The organism is Curtobacterium sp. MCBA15_004, from assembly GCF_001865055.2.
Lineage (GTDB): Bacteria > Actinomycetota > Actinomycetes > Actinomycetales > Microbacteriaceae > Curtobacterium.
In genome coordinates this window covers 1,142,687-1,159,958 of record NZ_CP126266.1, presented here as the reverse complement: position 1 = coordinate 1,159,958, position 17,272 = coordinate 1,142,687, and the positions used below count along the sequence as shown (strand labels likewise).

Annotated in this window: 17 protein-coding genes and 2 tRNA genes; 7 read left to right on the top strand and 12 right to left on the bottom strand. The window is 71.7% G+C overall.

Annotated features, from left to right (window positions below):
- The first annotated feature begins 27 nt into the window (after window positions 1-27).
- Window positions 28-2,052 carry a M3 family metallopeptidase gene (locus QOL16_RS05505; RefSeq protein ID WP_071285050.1) on the top strand — a complete coding sequence of 675 codons (2,025 nt, stop codon included), beginning with the start codon at window positions 28-30 and terminating at the stop codon, window positions 2,050-2,052.
- A gap of 291 nt (window positions 2,053-2,343) precedes the next feature.
- On the opposite strand, the gene clpX is transcribed toward QOL16_RS05505, so the two are convergent.
- Window positions 2,344-3,624 carry an ATP-dependent Clp protease ATP-binding subunit ClpX gene (clpX, locus tag QOL16_RS05500; RefSeq protein ID WP_065960188.1) on the bottom strand — a complete coding sequence of 427 codons (1,281 nt, stop codon included), beginning with the start codon at window positions 3,622-3,624 and terminating at the stop codon, window positions 2,344-2,346.
- 182 nt (window positions 3,625-3,806) lie between these two features.
- Between clpX and QOL16_RS05495 the strand changes: the two genes are divergently transcribed.
- Together QOL16_RS05495 and QOL16_RS05490 are read left to right on the top strand one after the other, a co-directional pair.
- The gene (locus QOL16_RS05495) at window positions 3,807-4,535 is read left to right on the top strand and encodes a YcnI family protein (protein WP_065960185.1); all 729 of its coding nucleotides are present in this window, start codon (window positions 3,807-3,809) and stop codon (window positions 4,533-4,535) included.
- 65 nt (window positions 4,536-4,600) lie between these two features.
- Window positions 4,601-5,212, top strand: a complete 612-nt coding sequence (locus tag QOL16_RS05490) for a copper resistance CopC family protein (protein WP_071285065.1) — start codon at window positions 4,601-4,603, stop codon at window positions 5,210-5,212.
- A gap of 215 nt (window positions 5,213-5,427) precedes the next feature.
- On the opposite strand, the gene QOL16_RS05485 is transcribed toward QOL16_RS05490, so the two are convergent.
- The 5 genes from QOL16_RS05485 to QOL16_RS05465 form a co-directional block, all read right to left on the bottom strand.
- Window positions 5,428-6,087: an ATP-dependent Clp protease proteolytic subunit gene (locus QOL16_RS05485; protein WP_065960181.1), complete on the bottom strand. Its 660-nt coding sequence runs from the start codon at window positions 6,085-6,087 to the stop codon at window positions 5,428-5,430.
- A gap of 26 nt (window positions 6,088-6,113) precedes the next feature.
- On the bottom strand, window positions 6,114-6,740 hold the full coding sequence (locus QOL16_RS05480; RefSeq protein WP_071245799.1) for an ATP-dependent Clp protease proteolytic subunit: 627 nt from the start codon (window positions 6,738-6,740) through the stop codon (window positions 6,114-6,116).
- Window positions 6,741-6,909: 169 nt separating this feature from the next.
- Window positions 6,910-8,253, bottom strand: coding sequence for a trigger factor (tig, locus tag QOL16_RS05475; RefSeq protein WP_065960176.1), 1,344 nt, complete (start codon window positions 8,251-8,253; stop codon window positions 6,910-6,912).
- A gap of 36 nt (window positions 8,254-8,289) precedes the next feature.
- Window positions 8,290-8,366 (bottom strand) — tRNA-Pro (locus QOL16_RS05470).
- Between the two features lie 55 nt (window positions 8,367-8,421).
- Window positions 8,422-8,745, bottom strand: coding sequence for a hypothetical protein (locus QOL16_RS05465; RefSeq protein ID WP_139266469.1), 324 nt, complete (start codon window positions 8,743-8,745; stop codon window positions 8,422-8,424).
- A 54-nt stretch (window positions 8,746-8,799) separates the two neighbouring features.
- Here QOL16_RS05465 and QOL16_RS05460 point away from each other — a divergent pair.
- Window positions 8,800-8,873 (top strand) — tRNA-Gly (locus tag QOL16_RS05460).
- Window positions 8,874-9,023: 150 nt separating this feature from the next.
- Here the strand turns inward: QOL16_RS05460 and QOL16_RS05455 are convergent.
- Window positions 9,024-9,359, bottom strand: coding sequence for a hypothetical protein (locus tag QOL16_RS05455; protein WP_139266470.1), 336 nt, complete (start codon window positions 9,357-9,359; stop codon window positions 9,024-9,026).
- Window positions 9,360-9,496: 137 nt separating this feature from the next.
- Window positions 9,497-10,300, bottom strand: a complete 804-nt coding sequence (locus tag QOL16_RS05450) for a hypothetical protein (RefSeq protein ID WP_139266471.1) — start codon at window positions 10,298-10,300, stop codon at window positions 9,497-9,499.
- Between the two features lie 220 nt (window positions 10,301-10,520).
- On the opposite strand from QOL16_RS05450, the gene QOL16_RS05445 reads away from it, so the two are divergent.
- Together QOL16_RS05445 and QOL16_RS05440 are read left to right on the top strand one after the other, a co-directional pair.
- On the top strand, window positions 10,521-10,844 hold the full coding sequence (locus QOL16_RS05445) for a hypothetical protein (RefSeq protein WP_065960173.1): 324 nt from the start codon (window positions 10,521-10,523) through the stop codon (window positions 10,842-10,844).
- 97 nt (window positions 10,845-10,941) lie between these two features.
- Window positions 10,942-11,094: a hypothetical protein gene (locus QOL16_RS05440; protein WP_175473120.1), complete on the top strand. Its 153-nt coding sequence runs from the start codon at window positions 10,942-10,944 to the stop codon at window positions 11,092-11,094.
- A 317-nt stretch (window positions 11,095-11,411) separates the two neighbouring features.
- On the opposite strand, the gene QOL16_RS05435 is transcribed toward QOL16_RS05440, so the two are convergent.
- From QOL16_RS05435 to QOL16_RS05425, 3 genes are read right to left on the bottom strand one after another with little or no spacing between them, the layout of a single operon-like run.
- A complete protein-coding gene (locus QOL16_RS05435; RefSeq protein ID WP_083395190.1) occupies window positions 11,412-12,287 on the bottom strand; it encodes a DMT family transporter in 876 nt (291 codons plus the stop codon).
- A 26-nt stretch (window positions 12,288-12,313) separates the two neighbouring features.
- Window positions 12,314-12,976, bottom strand: coding sequence for a response regulator transcription factor (locus QOL16_RS05430; protein WP_071245795.1), 663 nt, complete (start codon window positions 12,974-12,976; stop codon window positions 12,314-12,316).
- Window positions 12,977-13,014: 38 nt separating this feature from the next.
- The gene (locus tag QOL16_RS05425; protein WP_083395192.1) at window positions 13,015-14,595 is read right to left on the bottom strand and encodes a sensor histidine kinase; all 1,581 of its coding nucleotides are present in this window, start codon (window positions 14,593-14,595) and stop codon (window positions 13,015-13,017) included.
- A 141-nt stretch (window positions 14,596-14,736) separates the two neighbouring features.
- Here QOL16_RS05425 and QOL16_RS05420 point away from each other — a divergent pair, with 141 nt between their 5' ends.
- Entirely contained in the window at window positions 14,737-15,732 is a 996-nt protein-coding gene (locus tag QOL16_RS05420) for a hypothetical protein (RefSeq protein ID WP_305411441.1), read from the top strand.
- A gap of 124 nt (window positions 15,733-15,856) precedes the next feature.
- Here QOL16_RS05420 and QOL16_RS05415 read toward each other — a convergent pair whose 3' ends face one another.
- Window positions 15,857-17,263 carry a serine hydrolase gene (locus QOL16_RS05415; RefSeq protein ID WP_071285633.1) on the bottom strand — a complete coding sequence of 469 codons (1,407 nt, stop codon included), beginning with the start codon at window positions 17,261-17,263 and terminating at the stop codon, window positions 15,857-15,859.
- Between the last annotated feature and the right edge of the window lie 9 nt (window positions 17,264-17,272).

Here is a 17,272-nt window from a genome sequence, read left to right as displayed (position 1 = left end):
CGTGTGGTGCGTCCGTAGGGTGGCTGCATGGCAACCCCGTTCGACGAACCGAGCACGCTCCCCTACGCCCTCCCGCCCTTCGACGACGTCCGGCTCGAGCACTTCCGTCCCGCGTTCGACGCCGGCATCGCCGAGCAGCGCGCCGAGGTCGACGCGATCGCCACGGACCCGCAGGCCCCCACGTTCGAGAACACGCTCGTCGCCCTCGAGCGCTCCGGGCAGCTGCTGGCGCGCGTTGGGCACGTCTTCTGGACCCTGACCGGCGCCGACTCCACGCCCGAGCTCAGGGACCTCGAGGCCGAGCTCTCCCCCGTGCTCGCCGCGCACCGCGACGCGATCACCCTCGACGCGCGGCTGTACGCCCGGGTGGCCGCGGTCCGCGACGACCTGGCCCGAGCGGACCTCTCCGCCGAGGACCGCCGGCTCGTCGAACGCGTGCACACCGAGATGACCCTCGCGGGCGCCGGGCTCGACGCCGCCGGCAAGGAACGCCTCACCGCGATCAACCAGGAGCTGTCGACGCTGAGCGCGACGTTCGAGCGGAACCTGCTCGACGAGACGAACGACCTCGCCGTGCACGTCACCGACGAGGCCGAGCTCGACGGGCTCGACGACGGGGCCCGCTCCGCCGCCGCCGGGGCCGCCGCCAACCGCGGACTCGACGGCTGGCTCGTCACCCTGCCGCTGTACACGGGGCACCCGTGGCTCGGCTCGCTCACCCACCGCGGTCTGCGCGAACGCATCATGCGCGCGTCGCTGTCCCGTGGTCGGCGCGGGAACGACCACGACAACCGTGACGTGCTGCTCCGGATCGTCCGGCTCCGCGCCGAGCGCGCCGAACTGCTCGGGTACCCGGACCACGCGTCGGTCGTCACCGCTGATGAGACCGCCCGCACGCCCCAGGCCGTCGACGGGCTGCTGTCGTCGCTCGTGCCCGCCGCCGCCGCGAACGCCGAGGACGAGCGCGCCGTCCGGTCCCGGGCCGTCGGGTTCGAGGTCGAGGCGTGGGACTGGGCGTACGCCACCGAGGTCCTCCGTGGCGAGCAGTTCGCGGCGGACAGCTCGGCGCTCCGACCGTACTTCGAGGCCGACCGGGTGCTCCGGGACGGGGTGTTCCACGCCGCCGGGGAGCTGTACGGCCTGCGCTTCACCGAGCGGCCGGACCTGCACGGGTACAACGACGAGGTGCGCGTCTTCGAGGTGCGCTCGGAGGACGACGAACCCGTCGGCCTGTACCTGCTCGACCTCTACACGCGCGACGGCAAGCGCGGCGGCGCGTGGATGCACCCCGTCGTCGAGCAGTCGCACCTGCTCGGCACGCTGCCCGTCGTCGTGAACAACCTCAACGTCGCGAAGCCCGCCGCCGGGTCGCCGACCCTGCTCGTGCAGGACGAGGTCGAGACGCTGTTCCACGAGTTCGGCCACGCGCTGCACGGGCTCATCGCCCGGACGACGTACCCGCGGTTCTCGGGCACGAACGTCGAGCGCGACTTCGTCGAGTTCCCCTCGCAGGTGAACGAGATGTGGGTGACCTGGCCCTCGGTGCTCGCGAACTACGCGAAGCACCACGAGACCGGCGAACCGCTGCCGCCCGAGCTCGTCCTCGGCCTGAGCGACTCGGCCGGCTTCAACGAGGGCTTCTCGACCACGGAGTACCTCGCGGCAGCCCTGCTCGACCAGGCGTGGCACCGTCTGTCCGCCGCCGAGGCCGCCGCGGTCACCGACGTCGAGGACTTCGAGCGCCGTGCCCTCGCCGACGCCGGGGTGGACGTCCGGGCGGTGCCGCCGCGGTACTCGTCGACGTACTTCGCGCACACGTTCTCGGGCGGGTACGACGCCGGCTACTACGGCTACATCTGGTCCGAGGTGCTCGACGCGGACGCGGTGGAGTGGTTCCGGGAGCACGGCGGGCTCTCCCGCGAGGCCGGGCGCCGCTTCGCGACCACCGTGCTCGGGGTCGGCGGGGCGCAGGACCCGCTCGAGGCCTACCGCGCGTTCCGCGGCCGCGACGCCGAGGTCGGGCCGCTGCTGCGCCGCCGCGGGCTGGAGTAGCGCGCAGGCGGCCCCGCGGCCGCGACCCGGTCGGGTGGCGGGCGGCCCGGTCGGGCCGGCCCGCGCACCGCGCACAACGAGAAGCACCTCGCGCCACGGAATCCCGTGGTGCGAGGTGCTCCCCGTTGTGCGGCGCGTCACCACCGGGGACGCCCGGGGACCGCCCGGCGCGGCGCAGGCCAGGCCCGCGGCGCCGGTCCAGGCGGCGCGTCACCACCGGGGACGCCCGGGCACCGCACTCACGACGACGGCCCGACCCCCTCGGGGGCCGGGCCGTCTCGGGACCGCGCGCTACGCCGACTTCTCGACGCGCTTCGCCCGCGGCCGGGGCACGATGGTCGGCGCCGCGTTCTCGAGCACCGACTCGCGGGTGATGACCACCCGGGCGACGTCGTCGTCCGAGGGCACGTCGAACATGACCGGACCGAGTACCTCCTCGAGGATGGCCCGGAGCCCACGAGCACCGGTCTGCCGCAGGACGGCGAGGTCCGCGATCGCCTCGAGTGCCCCGCGGTCGAACTCGAGCTCGACGCCGTCGATCTGGAACATGCGCTGGTACTGCTTCACGAGCGCGTTCTTCGGCTCGGTCAGGATCTGCATGAGCGCCGCCTGGTCGAGCTGCGACACCGTGGTCACGACGGGCAGACGACCGATGAACTCGGGGATGAGGCCGAACTTGTGCAGGTCCTCGGGCAGGACGTCGGCGAACAGGTCCTGCTGGTCGAGCGGGCTGTGCAGCGGCGCACCGAACCCGATGCCGCGCTTGCCCACGCGCGAGGACACGATGTCCTCGAGCCCGGCGAACGCCCCCGCCACGATGAACAGCACGTTCGTCGTGTCGATCTGGATGAACTCCTGGTGCGGGTGCTTCCGGCCGCCCTGCGGCGGGACCGATGCCGTCGTCCCCTCGAGGATCTTGAGCAGCGCCTGCTGCACGCCCTCGCCCGAGACGTCGCGCGTGATCGAGGGGTTCTCGGCCTTCCGCGCGATCTTGTCGACCTCGTCGATGTAGATGATGCCCGTCTCGGCGCGCTTGACGTCGTAGTCGGCGGCCTGGATGAGCTTGAGGAGGATGTTCTCGACGTCCTCGCCGACGTAGCCGGCCTCGGTCAGGGCCGTGGCGTCGGCGACCGCGAAGGGCACGTTCAGGCGCTTCGCGAGCGTCTGCGCCAGGTAGGTCTTGCCGCAGCCGGTCGGCCCGATGAGCAGGATGTTCGACTTCGCGATCTCGATGTCGTCGCGGTCCTCGGCAGCGGTGATCTGCCCCTGCGCACGGATGCGCTTGTAGTGGTTGTAGACGGCCACCGCGAGGGCACGCTTCGCCGGGTCCTGCCCGATGACGTACTCCTGCAGGAAGTCGAAGATCTCGCGCGGCTTCGGCAGTTCGAAGTCGCCGCTCGCGGTGTCCTCGCCGGCCTCGGCCAGGCGTTCCTCGATGATCTCGTTGCACAGCTCGACGCACTCGTCGCAGATGTACACACCCGGCCCGGCGATGAGCTGCTGGACCTGCTTCTGGCTCTTGCCGCAGAAGGAGCACTTGAGCAGGTCAGCGCTCTCCCCGATGCGTGCCATGTCGGTGCCCTCCCTGGTTGACCGATGCGGGCAGGTGACCCGCCCGGTGCTCCGAGCCTAACCGCATCCGGTGACACCGACGGCGACGCCACCCGGTCTGTCCCGGCTCGTTCGCCCACGGCGTGCGCACCTGGTACCGTTGCCACCGCTGCTCTACAAGTTGTAGAAATCGAGAGGACCCCATGACCAAGCGCCTCGCCCTCGTCGGCACCGCGACCCTCGGCGTCACCGCCGCGATCGTCCTCGGCACCGCCGGCGCCGCCAGCGCGCACGTCGAGGCCGACGCCACGTCGACCGCCGCGAACTCGTACACGACCGCGACGTTCTCGGTCCCGCACGGCTGCGACGGCTCCCCCACGACGAAGCTCGAGTTCTCGGTGCCGAAGTCGGTGATCGAGGTCACCCCGACCGTGAACCCGAACTGGACCATCACGAAGACCACCGAGCCGTACACGAGCTCGTCGTCGAGCAGCAGCAGCGACGAGGAGGCCGCCCCCGCCGAGCGCGTCACGAGCGTGACGTACACGGCGAAGACCCCGCTCCCCGCCGACGAACGCGACACCTTCGCACTGTCGTTCTCGCTGCCCGACGGCAAGCCCGGCGACCGGGTGTCGTTCCCGGTCGTGCAGACCTGCGAGCAGGGCTCGACCGACTGGGACCAGCAGCAGACCGGCAAGGAGGAGCCCGAGCACCCGGCCCCCTCGATCGTCCTCACCGCCGCGTCCTCGTCGACGGGTGACGACGACGCCACCACGGCGACCGCGAGCACGGCGTCCGCGACGACCGGCGGCCCCGACCTGGTCGGCCGCTTCCTCGGCCTCGGCGGCCTGGTCGTCGGCGCCGTCGGCCTGGTCGTCGCCGTCGCCGCCACGCGTCGCCGCGACGCCGGCGCACGGAACACCACCAAGTGACGCCCGTGGCGGGTCGGACGGGTGTCCGGCGGTCCGACGCCGGTCGGCGGTCGGCCTGGAGGCTCGTGGCCACGTCCGCCGCGTCGGTCGCGATCGCGGGCGGCGCGGTCCTCGGGCTCGCCGCCCCCGCCAGCGCGCACAACTACCTGGTGTCCTCGACCCCGGCGGTCGGTGGGACGCTCACCGAGCTGCCCGACCGGTTCGACATCACGACGAACGACCGGCTCCTGGCGATCGGCGGCTCCGACTCGGGCTTCGCCTTCCGCGTGCTCGGACCCGACGGCCGGTACTACGAGGACGGCTGTGTCGCGGTGGACGGTCCGTCGATGACCACGAAGGCCGCGCTCGGCGCCTCCGGGAAGTACGAGGTCGAGTGGCAGATCGTGTCCGCCGACGGCCACACCGTCTCGGACCGCTACGACTTCACGTGGGACGCCCCCGCCGGCTTCTCCCCCGCAGTCGGCGCGACGAAGCCGCCCACGTGCGCGACGGACCGCGGTGCGACCGCCGGTGCCGAGTCGGACCCGGGCACCACGACCGCGGGCGGCGACTCGACCGCGTCGGACGCGCTGTGGATCGGTGCCGGCGGCGTCGTGCTCGTCGGGCTCGTCGTCGCGGTCCTGCTGCTCCTGCGCCGTCGTCCCGCCCCCGCGCCGGACGACCCCGACGAGGACTGACCGGGCACCGACGTCGACGTGCACCGACGTCGACCGGCACCGACGTCGACCGGCACCGACGACGACCGACACCGACGTCGACGTGCACCGACGCACCGGACCCGCACCGCGCCTCCCGTCCGGCACGTCGCACCACGCGACGGACGCGACCCGCACGCACCCCGCGCACGACGAAGGCCCCACACCGGACGGTGCGGGGCCTTCGTCGTGGCGCGCTACTTGACGAGCGCCGGCAGGTTCTTGCGGCTCGTGAGGACCTGGTCGATCAGGCCGTACTCGAGGGCTTCCTGCGCCGACATGATCTTGTCGCGCTCGATGTCGTTGTTGACCTCGGCCGCCGTCTTGTTCGAGTGCTTCGACAGCGTCTCCTCGAGCCAGGTGCGCATGCGGAGGATCTCCGCCGCCTGGATCTCGATGTCCGACGCCTGACCGCCACCCTGCTGCACGGCGGGCTGGTGGATGAGCACCCGGGCGTTCGGCAGCGCCAGACGCTTGCCGGGGGTACCGGCAGCGAGGAGCACCGACGCGGCCGATGCGGCCTGACCGAGGCAGACCGTCTGGATCTGCGGGCGGATGTACTGCATCGTGTCGTAGATCGCCGTCATCGCGGTGAACGAGCCACCGGGCGAGTTGATGTACATCACGATGTCGCGGTCCGGGTCCATCGACTCGAGCACGAGCAGCTGGGCCATGACGTCGTCGGCCGACGCGTCGTCGACCTGGACGCCGAGGAACACGATGCGGTCCTCGAACAGCTTCGCGTACGGGTCCTGACGCTTGAAGCCGTAGGCCGTGCGCTCCTCGAAGCTGGGGAGGATGTAGCGATCGGACGGAGCCGGGACGTTCTGCGCGCCACCGAGCATGGGGAGGTGCATTCTCGTTTCCTTCTCTTCGGTGGTGGTCAGTGGGACTCGGGCTCGGCGGCCGCGGTCGGCGTCTCGCCGTCGCCCACGGTGCCGCCACCACCGACGACCTCGGCGCTCGAGGCGCGGAGGTGGTCGACGAAGCCGTACTCGAGGGCTTCCTGCGCCGTGAACCAGTTGTCGCGGTCGTTGTCCTTGAGGACCTGCTCGATCGACTTGCCGGTCTGCTCGGCCGTGAGCTCCGCCATCCGCTGCTTCATGTCGAGGATGACCTTGGCCTGCGTCTGGATGTCGGCAGCGGTGCCACCGAAGCCACCGGACGGCTGGTGCAGGAGCACGCGGGCGTTCGGGGTGATGTAGCGCTTGCCCGGGGTGCCCGAGGACAGCAGGAACTGGCCCATCGAGGCGGCCAGGCCGATGCCCACGGTGACGATGTCGTTCGGCACGAACTGCATCGTGTCGTAGATCGCCATGCCGGCGGTGATCGAGCCGCCGGGCGAGTTGATGTAGAGGTAGATGTCCTTCTCAGGGTCCTCGGCGGCGAGCATCAGCAGCTTGGCTGCGATCTCGTTCGAGTTGTCGTCGCGGACCTCGGAGCCGAGCCACACGATCCGGTCTCTCAGAAGGCGGTCAAAAACACTGGGGCTCAGTGTCGCTTCGGCCATGGAAAAGCTCCCGTTCAGTTGTCGCTTGATGTCGAACTTATCGGGTGCAACGCAGCACTTCGCCCCTGTTCGCTGTGGGCGGTGCGGACGGCGCGGGAACCGCGCCGGACGACGGACGGGAGGCACGGTGCCAGCTGGCACCGTGCCTCCCGTCCGTGACGTGCGCGCGTTACTTCGCGTCGGACTCCGCGGCCTCGTCGGCGTCGGACGCCTCGTCGGCGGCCGGCTCCTGCGCGACACCCGCCGTGAAGGCGGAGAGGTCGACGGCGTCGCCGTTGGTGTCCTTGACGGTCACCTTCGACAGGACGGTCGCGACCGCCTTCGAGCGGGCGACCTCGCCGACCATGCCCGGGATCTGACCGTTCTGGTCGATCACCTTGATGAACTCGGCGGGCTCCATGCCGTACTGCGCAGCGGCCTGGATGAGGTACTGCGTGAGCTCCTCCTGCGAGACCTGGATCTGCTCCTGCTCGGCGATGGCGTCGAGGAGGATCTGCGAACGGAAGGCCTTCTCGCTGGACTCGGAGACCTCCTTGCGGTGCTCCTCGTCCTCGAGACGGTTCTCCTGCTCGAGGTGACGGTGCACCTCGTCCTCGATGAGCTGCGCGGAGATCGGGATCTCGACGTCCTCGATGAGCTTCTCGACGAGCTTGTCGCGAGCCGCCGCGCCCTGACCGAAGGTCTTGGACTTGGCGATCTGCTCCTTGAGGTCGGCCTTGAGCTCGTCGATCGTGTCGAACTGGCTGGCGATCTGGGCGAACTCGTCGTCGGCCTCGGGGAGCTCGCGCTCCTTGACGGCGGTGACGGTGACCGCGATCTGGGCGGTCTCGCCCTCGCGGTCGCCACCGACCAGGGTCGACTCGAAGGTCGTCGACTCGCCGGCGGTCAGGGACTCGAGCGCCTCGTCGATGCCCTCGAGCAGATCGCCCGAGCCGATCTCGTAGGAGACGCCGGTGGCCGAGTCGACCTCGTCGTCACCGATGGTCGCGGTGAGGTCGATCTGGGCGAAGTCGCCGGTCTTGGCCGGACGGTCCACCGTGACGAGCGTGCCGAAGCGGGTGCGCAGGTTCTGCAGCTCCTCCTCGATCTCGTCGTCGGAGACCTCGACCGCGTCGACCGTCAGCTCGTACGCGTCGTACTTCGGCAGGTCGAACTCGGGGCGGACGTCCACCTCGAAGGTGAGGACGAGGTCGCCCGTGAAGTCCTTCACGTTCGGGAGCTCGGCGACGTCAGCCTCGGCACGGCCGAGGATGCGCAGCTCCTGCTCCTCCACCGCCTGGCGGTAGAAGGTGTCGATCGCGTCGCCGACGGCGTGGTTCAGGACCTCGCCGCGGCCGACACGCTGGTCGACGATGGCCGGCGGGACCTTGCCCTTGCGGAAGCCGGGGATGTTGATCTGCTCGGCGATGTGCTTGTACGCGTGGTCGATGCTCGGCTTGAGATCTTCCGGCGTCACGTTCACGGTGAGCTTGACGCGGGTGTCGCTCACCTTGTCGACGGTGCTGGTGGCCAAGGGATGTACTCCTGTTGGTTGACGTTCGAGTGGACCTGGTCGGGGCGACAGGATTTGAACCTGCGACCTCCCGCTCCCAAAGCGGGCGCTCTACCAAGCTGAGCTACGCCCCGTGACTGGGCCAGGGTCGTCGCGCGCACCACGAGGGCACGCACGACCGCGACGAGTCTAGCGGTCCGTCGGTGACTGGTTCCCGGGCGGCGTGGCGGGCCCGTCCGCATCGCCCTCGGCACGTCGCCGGAGCACCCGTCGCCACTGCACACCCACGGCGACCTGCACCCCGAGCGCGGCGACCACGAGCACGATGCCGACGACGATCCGCCACACGTGCAGCACGGCGTGCCACGGTGCGCCCTGCGGGTCGCCGAACACCTCCGGCCGGAGCGAGAACACCACCGCGGCGGCCGTCAGGAGCAGGAACGAGGCCACCCGTGAGCGCCGGATCGTCCGCGCGTCGGCATCGGTCGGCGGGAGCGTGACGCGAGGTGGCATGTCGGTGGGGCTTCGTCCGCTACGATGGTGGCGCTGCGATCACGGTCGCTGCGCGGGGATGTAGCTCAATGGTAGAGCCCCAGTCTTCCAAACTGGCCACGCGGGTTCGATTCCCGTCATCCCCTCCACAAGTCGCGCACGGTCAGCCGCGAGGTTCGGGCAACGCGTGACACACCTTCCCCACGGCCCGCTGCGGCTTCCTCCTGGCCCGAGCGGAGATGTCCAGCCAGTGAGGCCGCCCTCGTACCCGGAGGAACTGAGGGCGGCCGCAATCCTGCCTACTGGTGCGACAACCGGACGGTCGCAGTGCTGCCCGCGATGGTCACGGGGAAACTGATCTCGCCGTCGTCGTACACGAAGTCCTTGGTCGCGTCACTGGACGCGAGCAGAGCTGACTCGGTCGCCGCTTGGTCGCGGGTCGACGTCCAGGTGTAGGGCAGATCAGGACCCGAGGGGGCTGTGAAGCTCCCGACCCAGAACAGCGACGTCATGTCCCCGCTGTCAGTCACGAAGTTGGCCGTGATCGTGTCCGCAGTGATCGTGGCGGTCATCCAGCCACTGTCACTCGCCGAGTTGTTCTGCTTCCACTCGCCGGACAGGTCAGGGATGACCACCGCTTCAGGGGTCGGTTCGGAGCTCGCCGTCTTCGTACCCGTCGCACTCTCGTGTGATGACGCCGTCGTGCCGGTCGAGGTGCAACCCGCCAACACCAGTACGGACAAGAGGCCCACCACGATCCCGCTGCTCGTTCTCACTTGAACCACCCCGAGACGCCGACGGTGAAGGTGTCGCACTTCGTCTCGTACAGGTCGTGGCTGAAGGACACGGTCCCTCCAGGCTCGACGTCTCCGTCCTCGGTGGCGAAGTCCACAGTGGAGGCGGTCAGGGTGTCACCGTCGAGGCAGTAGATACCCACTGAGTACGGTCCGGTGAGCTGCGCACCTGTCTCGTTGACCGCTCCACCGATGATCGAGGTGCCGTTGTGGTTCGCCTCGGTCACGCGCAGCGGAGCCGTGTTGTACGAGGACTTGTCGGCTGATGAGGTCGAGGCACGGAACGCGTAGTCGACACCGGCGTCGGGGACGGACGAGACGTCCTCGAAGTAGATGAACCCGAACCCGGCCTCGCCGGGCTGCACCTGAGCGGGGACGACGTCCTGACTCGACCCGCTCGCGACGAGCTTGCCCCCTGCCTTCGCCGTGGCAGTGAAGTCGACGTGCGAGATCGCCTTCGCCGTGTTGTTCCGGAAGGCGAAGGTGAGGACGCCGCTCCCGAGCGCTGCGTCCTTCGCGAGCGGTCCGGTCGCCACGACGGACACTTGCCCAGGTTCCCCCGCGGCGATCGTCGGCGCGGCGTTGCCGCCGAGCAGCTTCCCTGCGTTGAAGGGGAGAGCCATGACGCCGTCGGCCTTCGTCACAGACGACGCCGTAGGCGTCGCAGCGTCCTGGACTGCGCCGGCACTGACGTTGGATGCGGACGGCGTCGAACAGCTCGTCAGCAGGACGGCGAGGACTCCGCCGAGCGATGCGGCGCCGAGCGCCTTCTTGGAGATCATGGTGATGCGGTCTTTCTCGTAGAGCCTCTGTTGAGGCTGTGGGTCCGCTCACGGTAGCGATGCACTCGTACCGAACCTGACCAAACCTCCCCTTCTGGGGGTGAAGTTGCGGGGGACCGCACGACTCGGAGAAGGAACGACACGCCCCACCGCCGATCCACCGCCCGCAGTGCCGCGCGCCGGACTTGACGCCGGTTCGAACACACGTTCGAATACCGTGGTGGGACGGCGTCGCGAGAACCGGTGGCAGCCCCCGGAACACCCGGAGGTCGAACGCCCGCGCGCCTACTCCCTGTCGGAGGACGCCCGCGGGCCCGACGTCTGCCACGCCGTCACCCCGTCGCCGGTCTGGGCCTGGGTGCAGTTCCCGACGTTCCACATCCGCGTGAAGGGCTTCGCGAAGAGCTGGACCCGCGACGCCGTCCTGGTCGAGTGGGCGCAGTTCGGACAACAGGCGGACGCGTGGGTCTGGCGATCCGCCGTGAAGCACCGCGCTCTGCGGACAGAACGGACCGACGGCCGTCCCCCTGACGCACCGCGTTGACTTCCGGCCCGCACCCGAGGATCGTTCGGTGGACACGGAGTGGCCGAACTACTCAATCATCGAGTAGTTCGTCTGCGCCACGACCCGAGGAGGCACCGTGAAGAAGACCGAGGTGCCGTCCTGGGTGGCGCACGTGCTGACCCCGCCGGAGGTCGTCGCCGCGTTCGTCGAACGCCGGGTGAACGACCCCGCGCTCCTGTCCGGCGACCGGTCGGAGCCGACGTACGCCGACTTCCTGCGCGCCGGGTAGCGCGGCGCCACGGCGCCGACGGACCGGCCGGGAGGCGCGGCTGCGGTCCGCCTTCGCCGCGTGCGTCCACGACGTGGTGCGGTCGCCCGCCCGGCGAGCGTCCGACGCGGCGGCGTGCGTCCCGACGTGGCGGCGTGCGTCCCGACGTGGCGGCGTGCGTCCCGACGTGGCGGCGACGCGCCTCCCGGCTGCCACGGGGCGGGCGTGGGCCGGTGGTGTGACGCGGTCCGCGCCTCCCGGCCGACACGGGACGGAACGTGAGCCGACCGTGCGACGCGAGCCGCGCCTCCCGGCCGTCCCGTGCGCGACGCGAGGGGTCAGGCGTCCGAGGGGGTGTCTGTCGGACCGGACCCGCGCCGACGCCGCGCGGTGAGCGTCACGCCGACGCTCGCCGCGGTCACGCAGGCGAGCGCGACGACCTCGAGCGTCGAGAGCGCCTCGCGCAGGATCACGAGTCCGGCGAGGGCGGCGATCGCCGGACCGAGGCTCTGCAGCACGCCGAACACCCGGGTCGGCATGCGGCGCAGCGCGGACATCTCGAGGGCGTAGGGCAGCACGCTGGACAGCACGGCGACACCGCCGAACACGAGGAGCAGCGACGGGTCGGCGACGACGCCCTCGGCCGCGGTGCTGAGGCCGAACGGCAGCGACACGAGCATCGCGACGACCATCGACACCGCGAGGCCGTCGACCCCCGGGATCGCGGCACCGACCCGGCGGTTCATCACGATGTAGCCCGCCCAGCAGGCCGCGGCGGCGATCGCGGCGAGGACACCACCGACCGCGGTGACCGCGGAGGGCCCGACGCCGAGGAGCACCACGCCCGCGAGCGCGAGCGCCGCCCACGTCACGTCGCGCCACCGCCGGGTGTGCACGAGCGACAGCGCCAGGGGGCCGAGGAACTCGATCGTCACCGCGACGCCGATCGGGATGCTCGCGAACGCGACGTAGATGAGGACGTTCATGCCACCGAGCGCCAGGCCGAGCAGCACCGCCGCGGTCCACTGCGCCCGGGTCCAGTGCCGGACGCGCGGACGCACCACCAGCACGAGGACGACGGCGCCGATCACGAGCCGGAGCGTCGCCGCACCGACCGAGCCGACCTCGTCGAAGCGGGTCTTCGCCGTCGCGGCACCGAGCTGCACGGACACCATCGCGGCGAGCGCCAGCAGCGGTGCGGGGACGCGGGTCACGGGTGGACGGGCACGGTCGGGGCCGGTCAGCCGAGGTACGCCAGGACGGCGAGGACGCGGCGGTGGTCGGCGCCGGTGTCCTCGAGCCCGAGCTTGCCGAAGATGCTCGTGACGTGCTTCTCGACGGCGCCGGTGCCGATGACGAGCGCCCGGGCGATCGCGGCGTTCGTGCGGCCCTCGGCCATCAGCCCGAGGACGTCGCGTTCGCGGGGCGTCAGGGCGGCGAGCGGGTCCCGACGGCGGCCCATGAGCTGCGTGACGACCTCGGGGTCGAGCACGGTGCCGCCGGCGGCGATGCGGCGGACGGCGTCGTCGATCTCGTCGAGTCGGGTGACGCGGTCCTTGAGCAGGTAGCCGATGCCCGTGGCGCCGGCTGCGAGGACCTCCTCGGCGTAGGTGGCCTCGACGTACTGGGAGAGCAGGAGGACACCCGTGCCCGGGGCAGTGCGGCGGGTCTGCACGGCGGCGCGGACCCCCTCGTCGGTGAAGGTCGGCGGCATCCGGACGTCCATCACGACCACGTCGGGGGCGTCGTGCGGCAGGGTCGCGAGGAAGGAATCCGCGTCTGCGTACTGCCCGACGACGTCGATGCCGGCCTCGTCGAGCACGCGGGACAGCCCCTCGCGCAGGAGGACGGCGTCGTCGACGACGACGGCCCGGATGCGTGCTGCATCCGGGCCGTCGCTCATGCCGACCAGCCTAGTGGGAGCGGTGTCGCTCCCCGGGCTCAGGCGCGTGCGGTGGGCACGCCGTTCAGGGCACCGAGCGGGATCCGCGCGGTGGCCTCGGTCGGGCCGCCGTCGGGGCTGTTCACGATGAGCTCGCCGTCCAGGGCACGCATGCGTCCCATCAGCCCCTCGATGCCGTGGCCCTGCTGCGGGCGTGCTCCCCCGCGACCGTCGTCGGTCACGCTGACCGTGAGGTACCAGACGCCGGACGCGTCGACGATGAGCCCGAGGTAGACGCCCGCGGCCGAGGCGCCGGCGTGCTTTGTCGTGTTCGTGAGGAGCTCGCTGACGGTGAAGTACACGTTGCGCTGGATCTCGGTGCCGAGCTCGAGTCCCTCGGGCAGGCGAACGTCGAGGCCGACCGGGATCGGGGTGCGGGCGACGAGCGCCTCGAGGGCGGCGACGAGTCCGCGGTCGAGCAGGATCGGCGGGGCGAAGCCGCGGGACAGGGCGCGGAGCTCGTCGAGGGCGTCCTTGGCGTGCTCGGTCGCCTCGACGATGAGCTGCTTCGCCTTCGCCGGGTCGCGGTCCATCGCGCGCTCGGCTGCCGCGAGGTCCATGCGGAGCCGGACCAGGCGCTGCTGGGGGCCGTCGTGCAGGTCCCGCTCGATCTGTCGGAGCGCCTGGCCCTCGGCCGTCACGGCGCCGGCACGGGAGGCCTGCAGTCCGGCGACCCGCTGCTCGAGCTGCTCGGCGCGGAACCCGCCGAGCAGGCCGAAGTCGATCCAGTAGTGGGCGAGCACAGAGCCGCGGGACCACAGCGGGAGCAGCACGACCGAGGCGGCCATCGACAGCAGTCCGGCGAGGGCGACACCGATGACGAAGCTGGCCTCGGTGGGCCCGGAGTAACCGGACCGGACGTCGTTCACGAGGAACAGCCCACCGACGGCGAGCGGCCAGGTGAACCCGACGGCCAACAGCACGCCGGTGCCGACCGTGATGAGCGCCGCGAGCGGGTACACGACCACCGCGTGCAGCAGGTACAGCCAGTAGTGCGGGTTGGCGACCGCCGATCCCGTGCGCGTCCACCAGTTCTGCTGCCAGCGCGGGGTCCAGTCGACCGGGCGGATCGGCCGCGGGTCGGCCCAGCCGATGCGGACCTTCTCGAACTGCCCGATCCACCGCGCGACGAAGAGCGCGATGAAGAACATGAGCAGGACGAACGGGTTGAAGAGGTCGCGCAACCCGCCGCCGAGGAGCGCCGCCGGGAACGCCGCGTAGAGCGTGCAGAGCAGCACGGCGGTGAGCGCCATGTACCCGAAGTCGCGCGGCAGGCGACGCCAGGCGTCGCGGTAGAACGCGCCCGCGGTCGTGCCCGATCCGCCTCGGCCACCGAGCGACCCCACGGCGGGCGTCTCCGACCACCCGGCCGGTGCGGCCGCGGGCTGCTCGGGCACGCGCTGCTCGGGCACGGGCTGCTCGGGCGCGCGCTGCTCGGGCACGGGCTGCTCAGGCACGGGCTTCGTGGCTCCCTGCGGCACGGCGCCGTCGAGCGGGACGGTGCGTGCCTGGTCGGACGCGGCGGAGGTGTCGTCCAGCGGGACGGTCTCGGCCTGGTCGAGGCGGTCGGTGTCGGTCATGGTGCAAGCCTCGCGGAGCGCGGGCTCGAGCCCCATCCTGCCGCCTCCCGGACTCGTGGTGGGGTTGTCCCCACCCCCGGTTCCTCCACAGACCGCTCCCGACCCGGTGTCCGTCGCGCGCCGCGGTGCCACGGTCGGTGCGTGACCGATGCACTCGCTGCCCTGCTCGACGTCGTCGGGCTCGACGTCCGGTACGACCGCGAGGTGTCCAGCGCCGACGGCGACTGGGCGCTCGACCTCCCGCCGTCGCACGGCCTCCGGTGGGTCGCCAGCTCGACGCACACGACGGTGTGGGTGGCGTGGCACGGCGGGGCCGAACTCGTGCGACCCGGCAGCGCACTGCTCGTGCCCGCGAGCGGCACCGGGGCGAGGAGCGGGACCGGAACCGGAACCCGAAGCCGAGCCGGAACCGGAGCCGGAGCCGGAGCCGCGGTCTGCACCGGTGTCAGGGTGGGGACGGCACGCGGTCCCCTGCCCGCGCCGGACGGCGCACCGCTCGACCCGTTCCACGCCACCGGGGTGCACGTCGGCAGCGTCCGGGCCGGCCCGCTCGCCGACGAGGCCCTCGACCTCACCCGCCCCCTGCGCACCCGACCGGTCGACGCACTGTCCGAGGACGTCGTCCGAGCACTCGCCCACGTCGAGGCGCTGACCGGCCAGCGCTGGGCGACGGCGCAGCGCGACACGCTCGCCCGCGCCGTGGTGATCGCGGTCCTGCGCGACGAACCGCCGGCGTACCTGACGGACAACGGCCTGCTGCGGTGCATCGACGCGCTGTTCGCCGACACCGGGACCGGCACCGACACCGACACCGACACCGACACCGGCAGCAGCGCGGCGCGCTCGGTCGCCGACCTGCTCAGGACGACGGTGCGCGGGTCCCGTCGGACGGCGGAGCGGCGGTTCCGCGCCACGACCGGTTGCACCCCGGACGCCCTGCGCCGGTGGTTCCTGTCGCTCGGCATCCGTCGTGCCCTGGACGACGGACGCGACGAGGAGTCCGTCGCGACCGCGTTCGGCTTCGCGAGGGTCAGCTCGATGCGGCGCGCGCTGGCGCGGGTGACGCCCCCGAGGACCGACCGTCCGGCGGACCCGTGGGTCCTGCCCTCGGGAGGCGCCGATGCCTTGTGCTCGTGACGATCCCGGTACGCGATCCCCGGGGATCGCGCACCGATATCGTCACGGACGACGCGTGTCCTGCCGTCGCCGCCGCGCCCCACAGACCGTTGTCGTCGCCGCCGCGGTCGGGGGCGGCCGCGGGTCAGACGAGGGCGGCGGCGACCTCGGGGGTCTCCTCGGGGACGGACCACGGGCGGTGGGTCATGCCGCTGTCGCCCCGCACCGAGACGACCGCGCCCGACTCGTCGCGCGTGAACGTGACGAGCTCGTCGATCGAGCCGAAGCGGTTGCCGGCAGCCATCCGCAGGGTGTCCGCGTCGACGACGTCGAGCCGCACCGGGGACTCGGTCGGCACCGGCTGGGTCGGGTCGATCGCGAGCAGCCGGCCGCCGACGCGGGCGAAGTCGGTGATGCCCTCGAACGTGGTGAAGCGTCCCGTGTACCGGGAGGTGTCGACGTCCGCCGGCAGGTCGGGGCCGGCCGGGTGCTCGTCGGCCGCGGTGTCGAGCAGGTGCACGATGCCGTTCGCGAGCATCCCCGCGGGGCCGGTCGCGCTGCTCGTCAGCACCGAGACGACGAGCGACGACGCCGGGTCGAACACCGACTGGGTGATCTGGCCGGGGAAGCCACCGGAGTGCCCGCGGACCTCGCGCCCGTTGATCCGGTCGACGATGAAGCCGGCGCCGTACCCGCGCGCTGCGGGGTCGGTGTCGAGGGCGCTCCAGGCCTTCCGCTGTGCCAGGCGCTTCGCGTGGTCGGACAGCAGGTCACCGCGACCGGGCACGTGCGCCGAGAAGTACCGCACCAGGTCCGAGGCGGTCCCGTGGAACCCCGTGGCCGCGGCGAGCGCCCCGGTCGTCACGTGCGGCACCCGCTGCCGGGTGCGGGCGGTGTGCAGGCCCGTGTAGCCGACGACGAACTCGTCCTCGCGGGCCGGGTCGAACTCCGGTCCGGTGCCGGTCAAGCCCAGCGGCTCGACGATCGCCGCGCGCACGTGCTCGGCGTACGTGGTACCGGTGACGGCCTCGACCACGAGCCCGAGCAGGCCGTAGCCGAGGTTCGAGTAGTTGAACGCGGAGCCGACGGGCACCTTCGAGCCACCCTCGACGACGAGTGCGACGAGCTGCTCGGCGTCCGGGAAGGGGTGCGCGAGGGCCCAGTGGTCGCCGTCGGCACCGTCACGGACCACCCCGCCGCCCATCTCCATGAGCTCGCGGACCGTGGCGTCCGCGACCGGGGAGCCGGCGTCGACGAGGGCCGGCACGAAGGACCCGACCGTGTCGTCGAGCCGCAGCCGTCCGGCGTCGGCGAGCTGGAGCAGCGCGGTCGCCGTGAAGGTCTTGGAGTGCGAGGCGATCCGGAACAGGTCGGTGGTGGTCAGGCGGCGGCCGGCCTCGACGTCGGCGTAGCCCCAGGCCTCGGCGAACAGTTCCTCGCCCTCGAACCCGACGGCGACCTGCACCCCGGGGAGCCGGAGCTGCCACACCTTGTACCCGATCCACTCGCGGACGTAGGGCAGGACGGACTCGTACGCGGCGCGCTTCTCCATACCGACCAG

Bases quoted from the DNA above. Each gene is read 5' to 3' on its own strand.
- QOL16_RS05425 (WP_083395192.1), bottom strand. From the start codon at position 14,595: ATGACCGACACCGACCGCCTCGACCAGGCCGAGACCGTCCCGCTGGAC.
- clpX (WP_065960188.1), bottom strand. From the start codon at position 3,624: ATGGCACGCATCGGGGAGAGCGCTGACCTGCTCAAGTGCTCCTTCTGC.
- QOL16_RS05480 (WP_071245799.1), bottom strand. From the start codon at position 6,740: ATGGCCGAAGCGACACTGAGCCCCAGTGTTTTTGACCGCCTTCTGAGA.
- QOL16_RS05485 (WP_065960181.1), bottom strand. From the start codon at position 6,087: ATGCACCTCCCCATGCTCGGTGGCGCGCAGAACGTCCCGGCTCCGTCC.
- QOL16_RS05465 (WP_139266469.1), bottom strand. From the start codon at position 8,745: ATGCCACCTCGCGTCACGCTCCCGCCGACCGATGCCGACGCGCGGACG.
- QOL16_RS05450 (WP_139266471.1), bottom strand. From the start codon at position 10,300: ATGATCTCCAAGAAGGCGCTCGGCGCCGCATCGCTCGGCGGAGTCCTC.
- QOL16_RS05505 (WP_071285050.1), top strand. From the start codon at position 28: ATGGCAACCCCGTTCGACGAACCGAGCACGCTCCCCTACGCCCTCCCG.
- QOL16_RS05415 (WP_071285633.1), bottom strand. From the start codon at position 17,263: ATGGAGAAGCGCGCCGCGTACGAGTCCGTCCTGCCCTACGTCCGCGAG.
- QOL16_RS05430 (WP_071245795.1), bottom strand. From the start codon at position 12,976: ATGAGCGACGGCCCGGATGCAGCACGCATCCGGGCCGTCGTCGTCGAC.
- QOL16_RS05495 (WP_065960185.1), top strand. From the start codon at position 3,807: ATGACCAAGCGCCTCGCCCTCGTCGGCACCGCGACCCTCGGCGTCACC.